Origin of the sequence: Microcoleus sp. MOSTC5, from assembly GCF_036701825.1 — a bacterium.
GTDB lineage: Bacteria > Cyanobacteriota > Cyanobacteriia > Cyanobacteriales > Microcoleaceae > Microcoleus > Microcoleus asticus.
In genome coordinates this window covers 23,117-45,563 of the sequence record NZ_JAUBRK010000039.1, presented here as the reverse complement: position 1 = coordinate 45,563, position 22,447 = coordinate 23,117, and the positions used below count along the sequence as shown (strand labels likewise).

Here is a 22,447-nt window from a genome sequence, read left to right as displayed (position 1 = left end):
TTTTAATTTTTATCCCGCTACCACGAAATTTACCAACTTTCCAGGCACGACAATTACCTTTTTAATCTCCTTACCTTCCAGGTGACGCTTGGCCAATTCCGACTCGCGAGCAAAATTTTCCAACGCAGCTTTATCAGCACCAGAAGGCACTTGAATTGTGCCGCGAGTCTTGCCCATAACTTGAATAACCAGCGTCATTTCATCGGTAATTAATGCAGATGGATCGACACTAGGCCAAGTTTGCGTATGCACCGATTCGCTGTTACCAGTATTGTGCCACAATTCATCAGCAATATGCGGTGCAAAAGGCGCTAACAAGCGAATCAAAGTGTTAATTCCTTCTGCATAAACTGGCGAATCTTTAAATTTAGCATCATTCAAAGCATTGCTGAGTTTCATCATTTCCGAAACAGCAGTATTGAACTGATAATCACCCTCCAAATCGTCGCTAACTTCCTTAATTGCAGTGTGAATTGCCCGCCGCAAATCCTTCTCAGGTTTACTTAATTCCGCATTCTCTCCTGCTTGATCGGGGGTGGCAGGGACTCGTCCAGCAAACTCTGTAACCACGCGCCAAACGCGATTTAAAAAGCGAAATTGCCCTTCCACATCGGCGTCGTCCCACTCCAAATCCTTCTCTGGCGGTGCTTTGAATAAAATAAACATCCGTGCCGTATCTACCCCATATTTGCCCATAACTTCCAAGGGGTCAACACCATTGTATTTTGATTTGGACATCTTCTCGTAGAAGACTTCCAAAGCTTCGCCAGTTTGAGGATCTTTGGGATTTGTGGGGTCTATATCTGCTGGGGGAACGTATTTGCCAGTAACAGGGTTTTTGTAGGCCATTGCTTGCACCATACCTTGAGTTAACAGGCGTTTAAATGGTTCGTCACAATTGATCAAACCCCGATCGCGCAAAACCTTGGTAAAGAACCGGGAATACAGTAAGTGCAAGATGGCGTGTTCGATGCCGCCCACATATTGGTCTACGGGCATCCAATCATTTGTCTTCGCCCTATCGAAGACTTGCTCTTGATTTTGAGCATCGGGGTAGCGCAAGAAATACCACGATGAATCGATAAAAGTATCCATCGTATCTGTTTCCCGCTTCGCCGGCGTGCCACAACTCGGACAAGGAACGTTTACCCATTCTTCCATCTTTGCCAAGGGCGAACCTTTGCCCGTAAATTCTACATTTTCCGGCAACAATACGGGCAAATCCGATTGGGGTACAGGTACTGTTCCGCAGGTGGGACAGTGAATTACGGGAATCGGAGCGCCCCAATAACGCTGTCTAGAAATTAGCCAATCTCTCAAGCGGTATTGGATTCGCGCTTTGCCACAACCTGCATCTTCGGCAGCTCTAATAATTGCTGCTTTGCCTTTAATTGAATCCATGCCGTTGAAGCTTTGGGAATTAATCATAATTCCAGGTTCGGTGTAAGCTTCCGTCAGTGGCATTTCATCATCATCCACAATTACTACTTTAATTGGCAGTTGATATTGATTGGCAAATTTGAAATCTCGCGTGTCGTGGGCGGGTACTCCCATGACTGCGCCGGTGCCGTATTCGTACAGCACATAATCGGCAATCCAAATGGGAATTTCTTCGCCGTTGAAAGGATTGATTGCTTTGCCGCCTGTGGGGATGCCGCGCTTTGGTTTGTCTTCGGCTGTGCGATCGATCTCGCTTTGGGCGGCGACTTCTTTGATGAAGGTTTCTACGGCGGCTTTTCTGTCTTCCGTTGTCACGCGCTGAGTTAGTGGATGTTCCGGCGCCAAAACAAGGTAACTGACGCCGTAAACTGTATCGGGACGTGTGGTAAAAACGGCGATTTTTTCATCCATGCCGACAATGGGAAATTCTAAGTAAGCGCCGACTGATTTGCCGATCCAGTTGGCTTGCATTAATTTGACTCTTTCAGGCCAATCGGGCAATTTGTCTAAGTCGTTTAATAACTGTTCGGCATAATCGGTAATTTTGAGGAACCACTGCCGCAATAATTTGCGCTCGACTTTGGCACCGGAACGCCAAGAACGACCTTCGTTATCTACTTGTTCGTTTGCTAAAACGGTTTGATCTATGGGGTCCCAATTAACTGCCGCTTCTTTTTGATAAGCTAATCCTGCTTCTAAAAATTGCAAGAAAATCCATTGAGTCCAGCGATAATAATCTGGAGAACAAGTTGTAACTTCTTTTGTCCAGTCGAAAGAAATACCCAAACGTTGAAATAAGCCTTTCATTTGGGCAATGTTTTGATAAGTCCATTGTGCGGGGGGAATTCCTCGCTCGATGGCGGCATTTTCTGCGGGCAAACCAAAAGCATCCCATCCCATCGGATTCAATACCCGATAGCCTTGCATTCGCTTGAGTCTGGCAATTACATCGATGATTGTGTAGTTGCGGACGTGACCCATGTGCAAGTTTCCCGACGGATAGGGGAACATGGATAAGGCATAAAATTTAGGCTTTTGGGTATCTTCTGGCATCTGGTCTAAGTTTTGCTCAGCCCATGTCTGCTGCCATTTTTCTTCTATGGATTGGGGGTTATATCTGGAATCCACAACAATTGCTCCGTGTAGGATTTACTAATGTTTGCTTGAACATTTTGGCACATTCAAGGGGCCTCGATTAGGATTTTTCTGAGCTCCAAGGATTTTGGCTCCCATCTATGTATTATATATTGTAGTATAGGTGATTTTAGTTGGGGGGCGATCGACCAAATATCCCCCTTCGCCCTGAAAAGAATAAGACTTACGCACGGGTGGTCAGAAACCGGGTTTTTACCAGCATACTTCGTTACAGTCGGCTAAACTGCAAAAAACCCGGTTTCTTTGGTCTTGATGCGTAAGTCCTAAAAGAATAAATAACCCCAATTCCCAGAAACCAGATTTCTCAGAGAAACCGGGTTTCTTAGCATTTATTCCGGCTTAAATGCTATCTGGCTCGCACAGCAATGTACCTTTTAATTTGTCATGGGGTGGGGGCGGGTTTACAAGATTATGGGTTTTAGGCAATTATTGTTGGTGAAACCCGCCCCTAAATAAATGTTTTTTAACCCGCAATTTATCATGGGTAATTGATGATTTTGTATTGCGGGTTTTACCAACAATCTATGTTTAAAACCAATAATTTCATAAACCAGCCCCCACCCAACGACTCCTAAAATTAGAAAAAATGGCGATCGGCGATCGAATATATCGCTCATTCGCGTTCTAATTCTGCCAATTTTTTCTGGGCAAATTCGCGGAAAATTGCGTCAGAATCGTTCTGAGCGCGATCGCGCACAAGTTCTAAAGTTTGAGGGCGATCGGGATATAACTCAATCATAGCTGCAAGAGCTGTTTGTCGCGGGTTATCTTGCCAATCCTCCTCGCGCTCGAAGGGGTCATTGATAGCCACATCGCACAATAATTCAAATATTCCAGGCTCATCTTTCCACCCCCATGCTAATTCTTGTACTGCTGCACGTCGCACATCCCCATCATCGTCTGATTGAGCCAGTTTTTTGAGAATGGGTAAGGTTTCTGGGTCATCTTTCCACCCCCCTGCTAATTCTTGGACTGCTGCAAGTCGCACAGCCGAATCATCGTCAGATTGAGCGCGTTGTTTGAGAATAGATAAGGTTTCCGGGTGATCTTTCCACCCCCGTGCTAATTCTTGGACTGCTAAAGAGCGCACAGCCGAATCATCGTCAGATTGAGCGCGTTGTTTGAGAATAGATAAGGTTTCCGGGTGATCTTTCCACCCCCCTGCTAATTCTTGGACTGCTGCACGTCGCACAGCCGAATCATCGTCAGATTGAGCGCGTTGTTTGAGAATAGATAAGGTTTCTGGGTGATCTTTCCACCCCCGTGCTAATTCTTGGACTGCTGCACGTCGCACAGCCCAATCATCGTCAGATTGAGCGCGTTGTTTGAGCCAAGGTAAGGTTTCCGGGTCATCTTTCCACCTCCGTACTAATTCTTCGACTGCTGCTTCTCGCACAGTCGGATTATTGTCTGATTGAGCGTATTGTTTGAGCCAAGGTAAGGTTTCCGGGTCATCTTTCCACCCCCGTACTAATTCTTCGACTGCTGCTTCTCGCACAGTCGGATTATTGTCTGATTGAGCGCATTGTTTGAGCCAAGGTAAGGTTTCCGGGTCATCTTTCCACCCCCGTGCTATTTCTGGGACTGCTGCACGTCGCACATCCAAGTCAGATTGAGCGCGTTGTTTGAGCCAGGGTAAGGTTTCTGGGTCATCTTTCCAGCCTCTTGCTATTTCTTCGACTGCTGCTTTTCGCACATACGAATCATCGTCAGATTGAGCGCGTTGTTTGAGAATAGGTAAGGTTTTCGGGTCATCTTTCCAGCCTCTTGCTATTTCTTGGACAGCTACTTGTCGCACAGTCGGATTATTGTCTGATTGAGCGCATTGTTTGAGAAGAGGTAAGGTTTTTGGGTCATCTTTCCAGCCTCTTGCTATTTCTTGGACAGCTACTTGTCGCACAGTCGGATTATTGTCTGATTGAGCGCGTTGTTTGACGATAGGTAAGGTTTTCGGGTCATCTTTCCAGCCTCTTGCTATTTCTTGGACTGCTACTTGTCGCACAGTCGAATTATTGTCTGATTGAGCGCGTTGTTTGAGGATAGGTAAGGTTTCCGGGTCATCTTTCCACCCCCATGCTATTTCTTGGACTGCTAAAGACCGCACAGCCGAATCATCATCTGATTGAGCGCGTTGTTTGAGGATAGGTAAGGTTTCCGAGTCATCTTTCCATCTAAATGCTATTTCTTGGACTGCTAATTGTCGCATATCCGAACTAAAATCGAATTGAGCGCGTTGTTTGAGTAGATGTAAAGTTTCTGGATCATCTTTCCACCCCATTACTATTTCTTGGACTGCTGCACGTCGCACAGCCGAATTATTGTTAGATTGAACCCATTGTTTAAGGAGAGGTAAGGTTTCTGGGTCATCTTTCCAATTTGCTGCTACTGCTGCTACTGCTTGTATGTGAATTTCATCAACTACGTATTGAGTTAACTTTTTAACTCGCTCGAACAACCTACCAGCAATATCAGCAATCTCATTTCTATTCTTGACTTCAGAAACACACTGCGCAGCCAAAAATAGATTGCTAAACTTTTCAGCTTCTCCATTTTCACTAATCAGGTATTCTAGGATTGCACCTGTAAACTTAGCCTCCAGCATTCCCGCCATTAAACGTAACACTTCATGCCAAGACTCATCTCGCCAATGCACTCGAAAAACTTCAATCAAACCATCTAAATCAAGCGTTTTTTGTTTCTCAAATTGCCGGACAAACTCCCCAGCACAAAAATATTCCAAAAACGTGCGGTGGACAAAAGCAAAATAATCTTCATTGTATCCACCCAAGAAGCACAAAATAAAATTGCGATCGCGCAGTTGCTCTACCATCAACTTAGCACAAGCAGTTGCCCCAGTTCCCATCAACCCGGTCAATGAGTCAGTAATAGTTTGCCACAACTCCTCGCGACTGATAATATTTCCAGCTAATCCTTTGCCGCTAGACTGCATTTTGTAGGCAATGCGCCGACAGATACTTTGTTTGACTTCTTCATCAATTAAATAAGGGTCAATTCTGTCATGACCTAACTTTTCCTTCACATCAAAATCCCATTTATGTAGCAGCACTTTTGAAGCTTCTTCATAGAGTTTCGCCCGAAAGCGCGGTAACTCCTGATTGCGATTCAGAATTGCCATCATTGTCAGCAACAGCGGATTTCCGGCTAATTCTCGAATTGCCCTGGATTCCGCAATCGCTTGCTGCAAGCGTTCTAAAATGGCAGCTTTTTTTAAGCGATCTATTAATGTCAAATCGTGCCACTTCTGAATGAATATTTGAATTTGCTCTGGTTCAAAATCTTGCAGCATGAAGTGATGAAATTCGGCATTTTTTAGCCGCTGCTGCTGGTAGCCAATTACGCGAGAAGTGACAAGGGTTTTCACCTGTGGATAGGTTTGAGTAAAGTTATGAATTTGGTCAACAATCCGATTGCGTTTTGGGACATCGAACACTTCATCTAACCCGTCAAACATGACAACAGCCCGGCCAGCTTGCAGCCATTCGTGCAAAATAGATTTGTTTAAATGCCCGATCCAACTAGAGCCACATTCCATAAACTCTAGGAAATTATTGCACTCTTTTTCATCTTTACTGCGATTGTATTTCCGCAATTCAATCAGTAAGTGAATAGGTTGAGATGACAACTGATTTGGAGACAGTTTTGCCCACTGAAGCGCCTGGTATTTTAAGAGCGTTGATTTGCCTGAACCCGGATCGCCGAGAATGACTAGATAACGGTAATTGACATCATCAATTACTTCCAGCACTGAGCGAATTTGCTGTTGAGTGTAAGCTTGCTGGTAGCGTTCCAAATCTTCTGGACGGACTTCGGCAGCAATGTCTCCCCGTTCCCGCAATCGCTTTTGAATCTCCTTGGGTAATTCATAATCTTTCGGCAAATATTCCTGACACGATCGCGCATTTTGCGGAATAAATATTTCTTTAACTGTCAGTTGTCGTTCGTACTCTCCAGACCTAGTATCTAAATTACCTAAATCCAAATATTCATATTGTTCTCGCAGTCCTTCTTGATAACTTTCTAAGTTAAAATCAGCCGGAATTGGGCCACTATCTGTCAAACGTCCCAAGATACCGTCCAAATTTTGAGAATTCAGAATTTCTCGTAATTCCACATTTTGCTGTATAATTAATTTAACACTTGCCAGATATTTTTCTGCCACTCGTTCCCAACTAAACGCATCGGGAAGCGAGGCAGTTTGTTGCCCCTTAAGAAGATGAGAAGGTACGATCCGAGTAAACGTGGGCAAATGCTGTCGCACCGGATGTTGTAAGGTCAAAGTTTGCCAAGACTCAGCTAAGATAGCAGTATTTAAAACCCGACAATTCCCTTGAAACGCACTTCCTAAAACTTGGCGCACAGGAGATTGTTTGATAAATTGTTTTAAAGGTTCCAGGTATTGTTTAATTTGTTTTTTATCTAAACCAGATCGCTCTAATTCCTGCTCCAACAATATAGTAAAGCCTTTAATGGCATCGCGAACAGCATTTTTAGCAAAGGGCTGTTTAGCAATTCCTTCAATATCTTTAATACAACCTTTGAAAAAATCTTTAACGTAGTCGTCTAAAGCCGCTTTTGCCAATTCCGTCAAAATAGGTTGCACCAATAACCAACCCAAACCCGCGCTGACTGGATCTATCATTGCTTTTTGCTCGATTTGTATACTTTAGGAACATTATACCGGGGCTGAAAAGTTTAGCTAGGGGTGAGGATAAGGCAGAGGACACGGCAGTGCCGTTTCCCTACTGACAAAATATTCAAAATAGCGAGCAGCGGCGCTTCAAAGCTGCTTGCAAAAGAGTGTTGTACAGTTTTTCCTTAACAGTATAAGCGCCGAATCTTTCCAAGTGCGGATTGTTCATTTGAGCGTCGAAAAGTAGATAAGATCGATCGCGCAATCTTTCCACCAACTTCACCATCGCCACCTTAGAACCCTCGGGAATTCGGTAAAACATCGACTCCCCAATAAACGCACCGCCGATCGACAATCCGAGAATACCGCCCGCCAATTCGTCGCCGCACCAAGTCTCGAAGCTGTAAGCCCAACCGGCCTCATACAAACCCCAGTAAATCTGTTTGAGTTCCCTAGAAATCCAAGTCGTTTCGCGATCGGCACAACCCTCAACCACCGCCCCAAAATCGCGGTTCACAGCCACCGAAAACCGATTTTGATTGATTTGGCGGCGCAGGGATTTCGGATAGGTAAATCTTTCATCCAGGGGAATCAGCGCCCGCTGTCGGCTGGAATACCACCCCAAACTTTCCTCGCCGTCATTTGCCATCAAGAAGTAGCCTTGGGCATATCCTTGTATAATTGTCGGTATATCATATTGCATATATTTATCAGTTGTCATTTCTCAGTTAACTTTTCAAAGTCAACATTAGCAATTAGGAATAATCATGTCTGAAACCATTGAACCTATTACCTTACCGCCCGCCAAAAACCCCGAACAAGAAGGCCAATGGCTCCAACAAACGCTGCTGGCCTGGCTAGACTCCGAGTTTATCCCAGAAGCAGCCAACCAGCAAATAGCTAAAAGAGCTGCCCAAATCTATGTCCGCCAGCGCATGGAAGGCGAAAATGACTTGGGCAGCCTCGTAATTGCGATCGTCACCGAAATGCAGGCTTATGATTTTTCTAAAAGCTTCTACGGCGAATTTGCGATCGCCAATGCCGTCAGCGACTTGTTACTCGAAAGTCTCGGCATCGATAAATGCTGCGGTCAGTGAAGCAAGAAGGAGGAAAATTTAACTCATAAGTCTGAAACAAAAATCAACCCCAAACATAATCCTGCCGATTAATTGTGAGTTTTTTCTTCCTTCTTCCTTCTTCCTTCTTCCTTCTCCCTTCTTCCTTCTTCCTTCGTGCTACCAGCTAGACTTCACAACACCGGGCAAAAGACCTTCGTGAGCCATTTCTCGCATCATGTTGCGAGACAGTCCGAAGTCACGATAGTAACCTCTGGGCCGTCCAGTTGCCCAGCAGCGGTTCCGCAAGCGAGTCCGCGAACTGCTGCGGGGTAGCTGTTGCAGTTGGCGGTGAATCGCCATTTTGTCCATCTGATTGTTAGCTTGGTCAAACTGGTCTTTCAGGTCTTCCCGCTTGTCGGCGTACTTGTCTACGAGTCTCTGGCGCTTTTTCTCGCGCTCGACCATGCTCTTTTTAGCCATAATCTGTTGATATCCTTAGATAAATCACAATCTACTATTTTACTATATTTTAGTCATTTTGGATAACTTTAGTTTTAAATATTTTTATTTACACACAACAACTTATCTCATTTGTAGGGTGCATCAGGTAATATTGTGCGATCGACAGTTGCTCTAATTCGAGCTGACGCACCCTAGGAACTACTCCTGGTTCTCGCCAAGAGTTTGTTGTGCAGCGTGTCGAATGTGGAGGATGCGAACTGCGGACACATCTTCACTTTCGGCAATAGTGAAAAGAATGCGGTATGAGTTGCGCCCTTTACCGTAAATTAACTGCCTAATTTCTTTACTGAAGTATTGATTTTCCCTGGCGATAGGACAGCGTTTTGGCATCGCCGATAAAGACTCGATCGCCTTCAACAATCCCTCATACTACTCCCTTGCTTTCTCTGGTGATGTCATCTGAGATAATAGCAGGAATGCACTATCTGCTTGTGCTTCTGCAACGCTAGAAATTTCAATGAGATATGTCATCAGTTTGTTGGAAAATTGTACTTGGTGCGCTGTGATTTAGCAAATTCATCAAAAGAACGGAACCGTCCTAACTCAAAATCATTTAACCCCTCCTGAATACCCTCAATAGCTTCTTCAGAGTCTCGGGCTTCCCATTCTAATATCCGAGTTAGCAATTGGGCAGCAACAAGGCTAATATCTTGTCCTTCCCGATCGGCTTTTTCACGAAGTAGTGCCTCTATTTCTGGACTGAGGGAAATCGCAATACTCATATACTTACTTCCTTAGTATTAAGCTGTTGACAAGAATTATAGCAAACTCAAAAAACGAGCGACCGATCGAGTTCATTTATAAACTCTTCATTTCAGCAATTGTAAGGTGCGTCAGATTCTATATTTTAATGCTAGTTGCTAGCCTCGGCACTGACGCACCCTACGAAATATTAGCAGAAGGGCACAAATCTGCAAGTTCGCAAATATTGCAAGCCGGATTTCTCGCATTACAAACTGCCCTGCCGTGATAAACCAACCGAATCGACCAATTTTCCCAATCGGGCTGCGGCAACAATACCATCAAATCCCGCTCGATCCTTATAGGATCGGTATGTTCGGTCAATCCCAACCGCTGAGTCAAACGTTTGACGTGAGTGTCTACAGTCACGCCCATATTAATACCAAAAGCGTGGGCGAGAACGACATTAGCCGTTTTGCGGGCAACTCCGGGCAATTCTAGCAGCAGTTCCATCCGCTGCGGTACTTGATTGTTAAATTTATTGACGATCGCCTGACAAGCACCTTTAATATTTTTAGACTTATTGCGGTAGAAACCAGTCGATCGCACGAGACTTTCGAGTTCTTCTAAATCAGCATTTGCCAAAGCCACCGCATCGGGAAAACGCTCAAACAAAGCCGGCGTTACCAAATTTACTCGATCGTCCGTACACTGAGCCGAGAGAATCGTCGCCACCAGCAACTGCACGGGAGTTTCGTAGTTGAGAGTACAAGGAGCTTCTGGATAGAGGCGTTTGAGGCGAATCAGAATTTCGAGCGATCGTTGTTTTAAACTTAACTTTTTAGTCATTAGTCATTAGTCATTAGTCATTAGTCATTAGTGATTTACAAAATATTGGGCTCGATTCCCATTTCGCGGAGTCGAGCTTCTAAAGCTTCCGATCGCGATCGTTCTTGTTCTAGCAAAGCTTCTGCTTGCTCGGCCCTTTGCCGTTCTTGTTCTGCCCTTTGCTGTTCTTGTTCAGCTCTTGATTCTGCTTGCTCTCGCAGTTGAGCGAGTTCCACAAAACTTACAAATGGCGCTCCGTTAGGTCCGAATATTTGTAGTGCGGTTTCTGATAGTTGAAACCGCACTCCTAGTCTGGGACTTACCCAACCGTCCGCCGATTCTACAGCTTCTAATTCTTGGTCTCGACGCTGCCATATAGTTAAATCCACTTGTTCAGGGTTGTACAAGTAATATTCTTCCACGCCGTAGCGTTCGTAAAATTTGAATTTTTGAATCATCGGAGTTAGACGGTTTCCCGGCGACAAAATTTCAAACACGACTTGCGGCGGAATGTTATCTTCGTTCCACTGTTGGTAGGAACCTCGATATCTTTTCGGTCTGCCAAAGGCTACCAGCACATCTGGTGCTTGAGCAAGTTTATTATTTCCTTCTACTGGATACCACAGTAAGTTACCCGCCACAAAAACATCAGCAACGCTCGCAAATAAAAGTTCTAAATTTTCTTTAATCCAGACGATCAATCGAAACTGTTCGGTATTATCTGACATGGGTTCTCCGTTGTCATCTGGGTAGACAATTTTTGATTTCTCGGGAGATTGCAGTTGTGTAATCATTGCTTTTTTCCCCAAATTTAATGATCGAATATTAGTCATTAGTCAAAATTACTGTAATGACTAATGACTGTTAATTTTTAACTGTTGACTAATCTTATAGGTTATTAGTGGCAACCAACAAATAACAAATAACTAATAACCAATAATCAATAATCAATAATCAATAACAACCAACTACTGACTACTGACTACTGACTACTGACTACTGACTATTGTTGCCGAAGATTGCCCATCAAATCGAACCCAGCCAAATTAGCTGTATCCCGAATAATCAAGAAAATTCCCAAACCCAGCAACAGCATCAAACCAGTCTGCATAACATTTTCCTGAATGCGGTTCGGCAGAGGCTTGCCGCGCAGTCCTTCTATCAACAGAAAAGCTAGCTGACCGCCGTCTAAAGCAGGTAAAGGCAAGATATTAATCACAGCCAAATTGATGCTAATTAGCACAGCATACTGAAACAAACTCGCAGCATCCGATTTGGCAATCCCTGCACCAATAGCCACAATCGCTACAGGCCCGGACAACTTGTCGGCAGTCTGGCTGAAATTGCTAAGTAACTGCCCGAAACCTTGAACCGTCAGCACCACAATCCGCTCAAATTCTTTGGCGGCCTTACTAAACGCCTCTACAATTCCTGCCCTCTGCCGCACGACAGTGCCGTTAGAAGTTAGCTGCACGCCAATGCGACCTTTGCCGTCGGGCGACTCTTCGGGAGTTACTGTCACCACAAATTTTTGTTCTTGGCGCTGAATTTCCAACGCTAGGGGTTGGTTGGGATGATCTTGGATTGCTGCGACCAATAATTTGATTGCTTCGCGGGAAGCGCCCAATTCCTTGCCGTCAACAGACAGAACAACGTCGCCCGATCGAATTCCGGCTTGTTTCGCGGCAGAACTGACTTCCGCGGCGACTTCCGGGACTTTAACTCCCGGTAGGTAGTTCATTTCTGCAGCGCCGACAGTGCCCAATTGCACCACCAACAGGAAGTAAGCAAAAATCAAGTTGGCAATTACCCCTGCACTAATGACGATAGCCCGATCGAGCACTGGGCGATTTTTGAGCAAATTCGGGTCATTTGGGGGAATTGTACTGTCTGGATCGTCGTCTGGGAAACCCACGAAACCTCCCAGGGGAAAGGCGCGGAGGGCATATTCAGTTTCCGGGCCTTGGTACTTCCAGAGGATGGGCCCGAAACCGATAGAGAAGCGGTTGACGTGGATGTGTTGAAGTCTCGCCGCCAGGAAGTGGCCGAGTTCGTGAACGACAATCAAGATACCTAAAACTGCGATCGCTGCCAAAACTGACATGAAGGATTCCACTAACACTTTTACTGGACTTTGATTTATTTTAATATCTTTTTAATATCGGTGGCTTCGGAGCGACAATTTTCAGTCAAACTGGAAGGTGGAGTTTTTGTCGGAAGTCCCGGGCGCTGCGATCGAACCGATGCTGCCAAACCGATCGCGCGATCGTACCTGAGTTTACCTCATTAGTAATTCCCCATTACCAATTCCCCATTACTAATTCCCCATTACTAATTCCCCATTATGAAAGACACTTCTTTGAATATTATCGCTATTTCTATCTTTGCCATCACCGTTTCAATATTGTTGGGGCCCCTATTCAACTTGCCAGAAGCTGTACCTGCGATCGCCACTTTTTGCCTGTTGGGGCTAGCTACTCTCGATAGTTTCCAGTGGCAAGGTCAAGGCGGTACCATTTTATTAGATTGGCTGGGAGGAACTTCCAAACAAAAGCGCGATCGTATCCTTCACCACGAAGCCGGACACTTCCTAGTCGCCCACCTGTTAGGAATTCCTGTAACCAGCTACGCCCTCAGCGCTTGGGAAGCATTTAAACAAGGCCAAACAGCCCAAGGCGGCGTCCGATTTGAAGACGAACAATTAGCATCTCAACTGCAAAATGGCACTCTTTCCTCCCAACTTTTAGACCAATACTGCACCGTGTGGATGGCCGGAATAGTCGCCGAAAAATTTGTTTACGGCAGCGAACAAGGAGGAGCAGAAGACCGTACAAAAATTAGCGCAATTTTAACACAACTGCGCCGTCCCAGTTCGGAAATTCAACTCAAACAAAACTGGGGTTCGCTGCGAGCAAAAAACCTGATCGAAAGCCACAAATCAGCTTACGAAGCCCTAGTCGCAGCAATGGAAGAAAGAGCAACCGTCGCCGAATGCTGCGACATTATCCAGCAAAATTTATAAACAAAAACTACGCATTCTTGCCTTTCTAAACCCGGTTTATTTATAGATTTCTCACTCAAACCCATATTTTGCGTAAAAACCGGGTTTTTCTGCATAAATTTTATAGGGATTAAAAATTCATGTCAGAACCAAAAAATGCTGCAACAACACTGCAAACAGCGAACCAAAATACAGAAAAATTGCTGTGGCTGTTCGGTTTCCGCATTGACCCCGACACCGAAGTACCAAATCTATATACTCTAATTGTCTACGGAGAACAAGAGCAGCCTTTAGTAGCCGGCGGTCAACTTGTATTTTTTACACGTCCAGAACTAGCGATTAACGCTCTCCAATTGTGCAATATCGATGTCAGCCAACTGGGAAAGCCACCCACACAAATAGATGCTATTTGTGACATTGCAGAAACACTGTACTTGCTCGATGCAGAAGATATGGACGAATCAGGGACTATTCTTAACTGTTTGAACGCGCTGTTAAATTTAGTTCAAGCCACATTAACACCGATGCCCACAGAGTACAAGCCCGTGCTTTATGCTTTTGCAGACCACCTAAATATTGATGAAGAGTTTGCGAGTTTTTTAGCTGAAGAGGACATCCAGCGTTCGGAGATGGTCAATGCTATTTTGTGGTGTGTGGGAGCAATTACAGCAAAATCTAGATTGCTGACATAGCAATTTAATACAGAACTAAAATGTGAATGGATAATAGATAATATCGCCAAAGGAAGTTGTGCCATGACTGTAACAGATTTACGCTTGTGGACTGTAGACGAATATCGCCGCATGACCGAAACTGGCTTTTTCAATCCCGATGAACGAATCCAATTAATTGACGGGCAAATTATCTCAATAAGTGCAAAAAATCCTCTCCACGCAGCAACTAATCTCTGTGCAGCGGACTATCTGAGAAATCTGCTGGCAGGACTTGCTTTAATTCGCATCCAAGACCCGATCGCTCTAAGTGATAATTCATAACCAGAACCGGATATTGCTGTAGTGCAAATCGACCCGGCTGTACCAAGATTTTCATCCCGCACCGCCAACATTTTCTGATTAGCATAAATAGCTGATACCACTTTAGAAACAGACCGCAAGCGAAAAGCACCGGCTTATGCTAAGGCGGGAATTCCTGATTATTGGATACTTGATGTTAACAGGCGGCAAGTTTATGTTTTTCACGAACTGGTGGGGGGAAATTACAGGCAAGAAACAGTATTTAATGAAGATGGAATTTTATCAATGCTGGCATTTCCAGAAATAGAAGTTCAGGTAGGGCGATTGTTTCCTTAACGTACAGTCTTGAACGCATGGGGGCTAGAAACCCGGTTTCTACGAATAATTTCTGAACAGCAACGAGAAATCTACGAAGAAACCGGGTTTCTGAGGTCTGGGTGCATAAGTCCAATTATCAATTACCAATTACCCATTCTTGAGAATAATCCCGATCGCTACAAAAAACTTAGTATCAGGGCGTAGCGCGAGTTATACTCCTACTGGAAAGACTGTGACTGCCAAAAAATCCCGAAATCAAAGTTTATGAGCAACACTTCCCCGCCTCACCCAGCCGCCGACAACCCCCAAACAAAAAAACTCAGTTTCTCAACAAAATTAGCTTACGGTGCCGGCGACCTCGGCCCCGCAATTACTGCGAATGTTTTGGTATTTTTTCTGCTGTATTTCTTTACCAACGTCGCCGGTTTGGCTGCGGGTACTGCTAGCAACATTTTGCTGATAGGCAAGGTTTGGGATGCCGTAAATGACCCGATTGTGGGGGTTTTGAGCGATCGCACATCTCACCGCTGGGGGCGCCGATATCCTTGGATCGTTTACGGGGCAATTCCTTTCGGCATCTTCTTCTTTTTGCAGTGGATTGTTCCCAGCAAAGATCCAACGATACTATTTTGGTACTATGTGGCGATCGCCATTTTGTTTAACACGGCCTACACCGCCGTCAACCTGCCTTACACCGCCCTCACTCCAGAATTAACCCAAGACTACAACGAACGCACTAGCCTTAACAGTTTTCGGTTTTCTTTCTCGATCGGCGGCAGCATTTTGTCGTTAATTTTAGCGCAAATTATCTTTGCAATAGTTAAAGATGACACCCAAAAATACTTAGTATTAGGCGCAATCTGTGCAGTGATTTCAGTGTTGCCTTTGTACTGGTGCTTTTTAGGAACCCGCAAACACGTACTCTCTCAATTGCAAGAAAATCCAGTAGAGGACAGTTCAACTTCCTTGCCGCTGAAAGAACAGTTGCGGATTGCATTTAACAATCGCCCTTTTTTGTACGTAATTGGAATTTACCTCTGTTCTTGGCTGGGAGTGCAATTAACTGCTTCTATTTTGCCCTACTTTGTAATCGACTGGATGAAACTGCCGGCTGCAACTTTTACCCAAACTGCGATCGCAGTTCAAGGAACTGCACTCGCCATGTTATTTGTTTGGAGTAAAGTCAGCGAGAGATACGGCAAAAAAGCCGTATATTTTATGGGCATGAGTTTGTGGATTATCGCCCAAGCCGGACTGTTTTTCTTGCAACCAGGTCAAGTATTCCAGATGTATTTGCTAGCCGTCATGGCAGGTGTCGGAGTTTCCACTGCTTATCTCATACCTTGGTCGATGATACCGGATGTAATTGAACTCGACGAGCTCCAAACAGGAGAAAGACGCGAAGGCGTGTTCTATTCGTTTATGGTATTGTTGCAAAAAATTGGTTTGGCGCTCGGTTTGTGGTTTGTGGGACAAGCATTAGAAGGAGCTGGATTTCTCGCCACAATTCAGGGACAGGCTGCACCCGTACAGCCGGAGTCTGCACTGTTTGCTATTCGAGTTGCGATCGGGCCGCTGCCCACAATTGCTTTAATTGCTGGCATGATTCTCACACATTTTTATCCGATTACTCGCGAAGTTCATGCAGAAATCTTGTTGAAACTCCGAGAAAAAAAAGCACACAATCAGTAAGCTTTAATCAGTAATGGGTAATTAGTCAACTCCCAAACTAACAACTACAAACAGCTAATCCGGACATCTATAGCAATCCTCCCATCACTGGCGAACTCTTTCTCTTCTCCTCTATTCTATTATTTTACGGATTTGTCATCAGCCTCTTTCATCGATTCCTTTAATAAAAAACCGTGGCGCGTTTAGCGAAAGAATTGCTATAGCTTACTCGTATGGCGAATCAAAGCGATAGTTTTAGTAATAGCCCAGGAACCCAGAAACCTCGTTTTTCTCCGCAAAAACATAAGATTGCGGAACACCATCAGCCGCAGTAGAAAGACCCAGAACGCTTGAGTTATTCGAGATGTCGATCGAGTTTGAGATCGCACATTATTAAATTTTATGTCGGTCGCGGACTTTTGAGAGAAATTTGTGATATTATGGAGGACGTGAGGAATTATATAGACTTAAGCAGTCCTCCAGCTCCTCAAAAAGTTTATAATTAAAAGAAGAGACAGATTTTTATCGGAAATTGATTCGATTAGTTGCCGTTCCAAAAATCTGCTGAATGCTCTTAATTATATCTACATGAAAAATGGAAAATTTTTTAGCCAGTGAGTTAGCGAATAAGTTAACAGGTGCTGCTGTCGCTGTAGGCGAACACAAAAATGGCATAGATGACTAGGCAACCGGCGCAACCTCTGGCTGAGGTGTTACGGTCAATTGTAAAAGTTTGGTAAAGTTATTGCGCCCCTGCGGCGAAGCTGAGCGACACCAGAAAAAGTTTGCTTCGCCCCCCCGGAAACCCTAAATATATGCACAATGCAGCCGACCTAAATGCAGTCGGATACAACTCTCAAGCAGTTGTAAAAAAATTTTTGCAGCCGGCAAAGCATAGGAATTTAGTTATTTTTGTATATTATGTGAAAGTAGTGAGAACTATTAGAAGGAAGTGGGCTCGACCAAGCAAGAATCTCCTGTGATATCCTTAAGCCAATGCTCAAAGTATCAACCAAAAGGCTTGCAGAACAAAGCTGATTTTACCAACAAAATTTTAAAGAGGTCTACATGGAAAGAGAACAGGACGCTCATATCGTACCCATTAGCAACCAGAGCCGACAGGTGCAGCAATTTTCCGTTGAGGAGGGAGAAGAATTAAGCGCGCAGCCTCAGAAAGGATTGAATCTAAAGCCGTTGTTGAGGACTTTTCAGCGCAAAGCCCTAATCATTATTGGGATTATAGGTCTAATAGGCGGTGGAGTTACTTATCAGATCAAGGGAAGTAAGCAAACATATCAAGGCGATTTTCGGATGCTAGTGGAACCCGTGACAACGGAGGCAAGAATTGTTGACCCCGCTGCCCTAGCCAATCGCGGCGAGGGCGGGGCAGTGCCTAGTCGAGAATTTTTTAGTTTGGACTACGCAACTCAACTTCAAATTCTCCAGAGTCCTCAGATGCTGTCGGCTATTGTTAAACAAGTCCAAAAACGATATCCACAATTTACCGAGGCAATTCTTCAAAAAAATTTAGTCGTTTTGCGGATGGGAGAAAATGAGATGACTCTCACTAAAATTTTGGAAGTTCGCTTCATGGGGACTGACTCTCAATTAGTTGAGTTCGTTTTACAAGAAATTAAAAAGAAATATTTAAAATATAGTCTTGACGAACGCAAGACTCGCATTGGTGAAGGTGTTAATTTTATTGAAGACCAGCTTCCGGGACTCAATAAGCGCGTAAATGACCTGAAGTCGGAGTTACAGGTGATACAGCAGCAACAAAAGATTACCGATCCTAAAGAACAAGGGGCGCAATTGATCCAGCAAATTCGCACCGTAGAAACTTTAGAGTTAGAAACTCAAAGGCTGCTGCAGGAACAGAAAACGCTGTACGCGAACTTGCAAAAACAATTAGATTTTACACCAAATGAAGCTATTGCTGCTTCAGCTTTAAGCGAAGAGCCTCAATATAAAGAGTTGCTGACCAAGGTTAAGGAAGTAGAAGGTCAGATTGCTGTAGAAACAGCTCGTTTTAAATCGGCTAACCCTATAGTGGAAGCTTTAGAGCGCAAGCGGACAAATTTAGTAGCTTTGCTCAACCAGCAAACTGACCGAATTTTGGGGCAAAATTTAGTAGGAAGCCAAGCCAATTCTAAAGTTCAGAATTTTCAAAATTCGATTCGCATAGGCTTGATTAAACAATTGGTTGATACTGCCAACCAAGTTCAAGTCTTAGAAGCTCGCAGTCAGGCGATCGCCCAAACTAAAAACGATTTGGGCCGACAAGCCAGAGAATTTCCCAGTATAGCCCGCCGCTACAACGAACTGCAACAGCAATTAGACATCGCCGCCCGCACCCGCGATCAACTTTTAAGTCAGCGGGAAAGTCTGCGCATCCAAGCAGCTCAAAGCCAAGTACCTTGGGAAATAATTTCTGAACCCCGGATACCGCGAGATATTAAGGGCAAGCTGATTCCAGTTGCATCAAAAAATAAAAACAAATTTATGATGGCAGTGATTGGGGGGCTAGTGTTGGGTCTGGGATCTGCTATCCTCATTGAAAAAATCCGCAATATTTTCTACAGTGTTGATGACGTTAAAGATGGGGTGGAAGCACCTTTATTGGGAGCAATTCCTCTTGACAAAAATGCTAAAAAATTTCCGCCTTCTATTGCTAATGCCTATGCTTATCTTGAAGGAAAAGAGGGTAATAAGAAAAATGCTTCGGAATTTATAGAAGCTTTTGACTCTCTTTATACTAATATCCGCTTTCTTTCTTCAAATCGAACGATTAGCTCTTTGGCAGTTGGTTCAGCTACAGTTGGCGAAGGCAAATCTACCGTTGCTTTAAACTTAGCTCACGTGGCAGCGCTGGCGGGTCAGCGCGTGCTGTTAGTAGACGCGAACTTGCATTCGCCCAGCCTGCACTTGTTGTTGGAACTGCCGAATGTTAAGGGATTGAGCAACTTGCTCGACAATAAAAATGAACCAAATGAAATTATCCAGCGATCGCATCTAGCAGATAATCTTTTTGTATTAACTGCCGGTCTCCCTATTCCCGGTACTGCCAGACGCCTTGCCTCATCTCAGATGCAGTATTTAATGGAAGAACTTCAGGCAACATTTGACTTAGTGATCTACGATACGCCGCCGCTCGTTGACAGTAAAGATGCGAATTTTTTAGCGGCGCGCACCGATGGAATACTGATGGTTATAGCAATTCGCCAAGTCAAATTTTCTGTAGTCCAAAAAGTTTTCAGTCAATTAGAAAATTTTGGCATACCCTGCTTGGGTACAGTTGCGAATCATGCCACCAAAGGCAAGAAGTATCAACCATCTAAATCATCAGTTGTTGAAGAGAAAAATGAATATTTGAATTTTTCACCAGCACCGTCTGGCATCCGCAAACTAGCTTCCAAAAAAGAGTGACACCCAAAAAAGCTGGCACCCAAAAAAAGGATACAAGCCCCCGACAGGAGTCATGGAACTCCCAAAATTTTAGACTCTTGTTCAAGCTCCCAGATTCGTCTGTGGAGTAAATCCAAAATCTAAAATCGTTCGACTGAGCGCGACTTGACTAAGCGCTCGGCGAACCTCTCAGGCCGAAGTCTAAAATCTAAAATCTAAAATCTAAAATCTAAAATTGATTGATGGCGGACTAATTTTCATCAGGATTGGTGGGAAATGTGACTGTAAAATTAGTCCAGCCATTGCTGCTTTCAACCTCAATTTTTCCCTGCAACTGTTCGACAAGTTTTTGAACCAAAGCTAAACCCAAACCTGTACCTCCTTGTTTCCAAGGATCGGCGTTGGGAACTCGATAAAATTTCTCAAAAATTCGAGGCAATTCCTCTATGGAAATGGACGATTGATTGCTGAGTTTAAATTGGATTTCTGAAGCTAGAGCAATTGCTTGTCGCGAATTCTTTCTTTGTCCTCGTTGTTCGCAGTATTCGTTTTTGCACTCAACTTTCAGAGAAATTTCGCCGTCATTGGCAGTATATTTGCAGGCATTGTTGAGGAGCTCTGCTAAAATTCGTCCCAAACTAGCTCGGTTGGAACTGATCGTGGGAAGGTGGCGATCGCACTCTACTCGCAAATCCTGGTGGCGGTCATGGGCCCGGGTGTAAAACGGGTCGATAATAGTAGGCAGCCAGGCTTCTAAGTTTACTGGTTCGAGGTCGATCGGACAAGTTGCGGCTTCGAGCCGCTGCAAATCTAGCAAATCATTAATCAAATCTGTTTCTCTAGTACATTCTGTTTCTAAAATTTCTAAATAAATCTGGCGCCTGTCTGGTGTGGGAGAAATTCTCAGCATATGAATAGCCATTTTTATATTAGCTAAAGGCGTCCGCAGTTCGTGAGAAACTGTGCTGAGAAATTCATCTTTGAGGACGTTTAAATGCTGGAGTTCGTGAACTTTTTGCTGCAATTCGGCGGTGCGTTCTTGGACTTGACGTTCGAGGTCGGTGTTCAGATTTTGCACTTGCTGATAGAGTTGGGCTTGCTGAATCGCGATCGCGATTTGAGTTGCCAGTTGCTGCAGCAAATCCACTTCCGAAGGCTGCCACTGCCGGGATTCGGAGCACTGATGGACGCACATCATTCCCCATAAATTGCCGTCTTCCAAAATTGGTACAATCAAATAAGCTTTGATTTGCGCTTGCTGGAACCGCGCATATTTTTCGGCGCTCAAACGGGCTTGGTCGATGTCGGGGACGGCATAAATTTCCTGTTCTATCACCGAAGCAGATTCTTGCCAAATATTATCGGGCAGGATTTCTCCCAAGATTGAAGGCCAATTTTCGGCAACGGATTCTGCCACTACAATGCCGTAATTGCTGGACTCTAAATGCAGGATTGCTACTCGATCGGCTTGCAAAACTTGGCGGACTTCATCGACGCTGGCGTGGAGAATTTCTTCGAGGTTTAAGGATTGGTGAATCCGCAAGGAAATGTGAGTTAACAGCCGATCGCGCTGCAATTGTTCGTGGAGTTTTGCAGTCCGTTCCCGCACCTGCTGTTCTAGTTTGGCGTTGCGGCTTTGCAGCAGTTCCACTTTTTCGGCTTGCAGTTGATAAACCGACTGCTGCAACTGTTTGACAACTCGATACATTTCGGTGGGGTCGAGGACTCTGAGCAAGCTGGTCTGAGTAATAATTCCCAACAGTTCTCCGCGCCCCCCGCACACGACCAACCGCTGCACTTGTTGCTGCTGCATTTCTTTGTGCGCCGTCCACAGGGAATCGGAAGGTTGAAGAAATTGCAGAGGAGTTCTCATGACTTTTTGAGCTGGGGTTTGCTCGAAATTTAGTTCTAGAAACTGTGCCTGCACGATGTCATATTCGGTAAGAATTCCCCGGGGTTGGTGAAACGAATAGTGAAAAATGGAGGTATACTCATCTTTGGGCTTCTCCATTGTTAATTCTTTGTTTTTTGTAATGACTACACAACTGACTTGATGCTCTGACATCAGTTCGGTTATGCTCTTCAGCGAGGCGGTGTGGGGCGCTGTAATTGGCGTAGTCATCAATTCTGCTACTCGCCGTAATTTGAGAATATTTGAAGGCTGCAATACTTGGCGAATTCTTTCCCGCGTCAGCACTCCTACCAAGTGGCCCGATTGATTGACGATCGGCAAATAGCGAATCTTGTGCTGGCGAAATAAGGATAAAGCAGTAAACACGTCTTGGTCATCGGATTCTGTGAGGGAGACAGACACCGGAGACATCACTTCGGAAATTGGTATTTTGTGCAGGGCTACTTTATGCTGACTGTCTATTTTGCCAGAAGCTATCAGCCTCACAAGGTCGGCGGGAGTTAATATGCCGATTAACAGTCCGCGGCTGGGGTTCTCGGATAAATTGCCTGTGGTCAAAGTCTGCTGATTCTCCACGACGAACACGCAGCGGGCCCGCACCTTGTCCGGCGCGGACGTTTCGGTCACAGATCCCCGGTCTGAGGGTAAAGGTGTTTTGACTAGGGGACAACTGTTTTGCAACTGACTCATCAAGGCGATCGCCACTGCTAAGGAAGTTTCTGGCCCGGCAGTGAGAGGGTAGCGATCGATCGCTTGTTCTAAGGCTGAGGAGTAAAAGGGCGGGTGGTAAAACGACATAGTTGATTGCAGGTTGTCAGAGGGCGGCTAACT

The 22,447-nt window shown here is 44.7% G+C and carries 18 protein-coding genes; 8 read left to right on the top strand and 10 right to left on the bottom strand.

The window, feature by feature from the left end:
- Window positions 1–9: 9 nt before the first annotated feature.
- From leuS to aat, 3 genes are all read right to left on the bottom strand, one after another.
- The gene (gene leuS / locus QUA54_RS21245; RefSeq protein WP_333416175.1) at window positions 10–2,568 is read right to left on the bottom strand and encodes a leucine--tRNA ligase; all 2,559 of its coding nucleotides are present in this window, start codon (window positions 2,566–2,568) and stop codon (window positions 10–12) included.
- A 640-nt stretch (window positions 2,569–3,208) separates the two neighbouring features.
- Window positions 3,209–7,255, bottom strand: a complete 4,047-nt coding sequence (locus tag QUA54_RS21240; RefSeq protein ID WP_333416174.1) for a HEAT repeat domain-containing protein — start codon at window positions 7,253–7,255, stop codon at window positions 3,209–3,211.
- A 115-nt stretch (window positions 7,256–7,370) separates the two neighbouring features.
- Complete coding sequence (gene aat / locus QUA54_RS21235; protein ID WP_445301573.1) at window positions 7,371–7,967, bottom strand: leucyl/phenylalanyl-tRNA--protein transferase; 597 nt, start codon at window positions 7,965–7,967, stop codon at window positions 7,371–7,373.
- 46 nt (window positions 7,968–8,013) lie between these two features.
- Here aat and QUA54_RS21230 point away from each other — a divergent pair, with 46 nt between their 5' ends.
- Complete coding sequence (locus QUA54_RS21230; RefSeq protein ID WP_006633845.1) at window positions 8,014–8,343, top strand: hypothetical protein; 330 nt, start codon at window positions 8,014–8,016, stop codon at window positions 8,341–8,343.
- Between the two features lie 138 nt (window positions 8,344–8,481).
- Here QUA54_RS21230 and rpsN read toward each other — a convergent pair whose 3' ends face one another.
- The 6 genes from rpsN to rseP all read right to left on the bottom strand — a co-directional run bounded on the left by rpsN (window position 8,482) and on the right by rseP (window position 12,439).
- The gene (gene rpsN / locus QUA54_RS21225) at window positions 8,482–8,784 is read right to left on the bottom strand and encodes a 30S ribosomal protein S14 (protein ID WP_006633844.1); all 303 of its coding nucleotides are present in this window, start codon (window positions 8,782–8,784) and stop codon (window positions 8,482–8,484) included.
- A gap of 180 nt (window positions 8,785–8,964) precedes the next feature.
- Window positions 8,965–9,183: a hypothetical protein gene (locus QUA54_RS21220; protein ID WP_333416200.1), complete on the bottom strand. Its 219-nt coding sequence runs from the start codon at window positions 9,181–9,183 to the stop codon at window positions 8,965–8,967.
- A 113-nt stretch (window positions 9,184–9,296) separates the two neighbouring features.
- A complete protein-coding gene (locus QUA54_RS21215) occupies window positions 9,297–9,548 on the bottom strand; it encodes a hypothetical protein (RefSeq protein WP_333416173.1) in 252 nt (83 codons plus the stop codon).
- A gap of 160 nt (window positions 9,549–9,708) precedes the next feature.
- Window positions 9,709–10,356 (bottom strand): endonuclease III, encoded by a 648-nt coding sequence (gene nth, locus QUA54_RS21210; protein WP_333416172.1) that lies wholly within the window; start codon window positions 10,354–10,356, stop codon window positions 9,709–9,711.
- 35 nt (window positions 10,357–10,391) lie between these two features.
- A complete protein-coding gene (locus QUA54_RS21205; RefSeq protein WP_333416199.1) occupies window positions 10,392–11,129 on the bottom strand; it encodes a Uma2 family endonuclease in 738 nt (245 codons plus the stop codon).
- 209 nt (window positions 11,130–11,338) lie between these two features.
- Window positions 11,339–12,439: an RIP metalloprotease RseP gene (rseP, locus tag QUA54_RS21200; protein ID WP_333191076.1), complete on the bottom strand. Its 1,101-nt coding sequence runs from the start codon at window positions 12,437–12,439 to the stop codon at window positions 11,339–11,341.
- Between the two features lie 60 nt (window positions 12,440–12,499).
- On the opposite strand from rseP, the gene QUA54_RS21195 reads away from it, so the two are divergent.
- From QUA54_RS21195 to QUA54_RS21165, 7 genes are all read left to right on the top strand, one after another.
- Window positions 12,500–12,625 carry a hypothetical protein gene (locus QUA54_RS21195; protein WP_333200290.1) on the top strand — a complete coding sequence of 42 codons (126 nt, stop codon included), beginning with the start codon at window positions 12,500–12,502 and terminating at the stop codon, window positions 12,623–12,625.
- A gap of 54 nt (window positions 12,626–12,679) precedes the next feature.
- On the top strand, window positions 12,680–13,357 hold the full coding sequence (locus QUA54_RS21190; protein ID WP_333416171.1) for an ATP-dependent Zn protease: 678 nt from the start codon (window positions 12,680–12,682) through the stop codon (window positions 13,355–13,357).
- Between the two features lie 119 nt (window positions 13,358–13,476).
- Window positions 13,477–14,028 carry a hypothetical protein gene (locus QUA54_RS21185; RefSeq protein ID WP_333416170.1) on the top strand — a complete coding sequence of 184 codons (552 nt, stop codon included), beginning with the start codon at window positions 13,477–13,479 and terminating at the stop codon, window positions 14,026–14,028.
- Between the two features lie 63 nt (window positions 14,029–14,091).
- Window positions 14,092–14,331, top strand: coding sequence for a hypothetical protein (locus QUA54_RS21180; RefSeq protein WP_333416169.1), 240 nt, complete (start codon window positions 14,092–14,094; stop codon window positions 14,329–14,331).
- Window positions 14,332–14,418: 87 nt separating this feature from the next.
- On the top strand, window positions 14,419–14,646 hold the full coding sequence (locus QUA54_RS21175) for a Uma2 family endonuclease (protein WP_333416198.1): 228 nt from the start codon (window positions 14,419–14,421) through the stop codon (window positions 14,644–14,646).
- A 246-nt stretch (window positions 14,647–14,892) separates the two neighbouring features.
- Window positions 14,893–16,320, top strand: coding sequence for an MFS transporter (locus QUA54_RS21170; protein WP_333416168.1), 1,428 nt, complete (start codon window positions 14,893–14,895; stop codon window positions 16,318–16,320).
- 1,047 nt (window positions 16,321–17,367) lie between these two features.
- A complete protein-coding gene (locus tag QUA54_RS21165; protein WP_333200298.1) occupies window positions 17,368–19,725 on the top strand; it encodes a polysaccharide biosynthesis tyrosine autokinase in 2,358 nt (785 codons plus the stop codon).
- 229 nt (window positions 19,726–19,954) lie between these two features.
- Here QUA54_RS21165 and QUA54_RS21160 read toward each other — a convergent pair whose 3' ends face one another.
- On the bottom strand, window positions 19,955–22,414 hold the full coding sequence (locus QUA54_RS21160; protein ID WP_333416167.1) for a CBS domain-containing protein: 2,460 nt from the start codon (window positions 22,412–22,414) through the stop codon (window positions 19,955–19,957).
- Window positions 22,415–22,447: the final 33 nt, after the last annotated feature.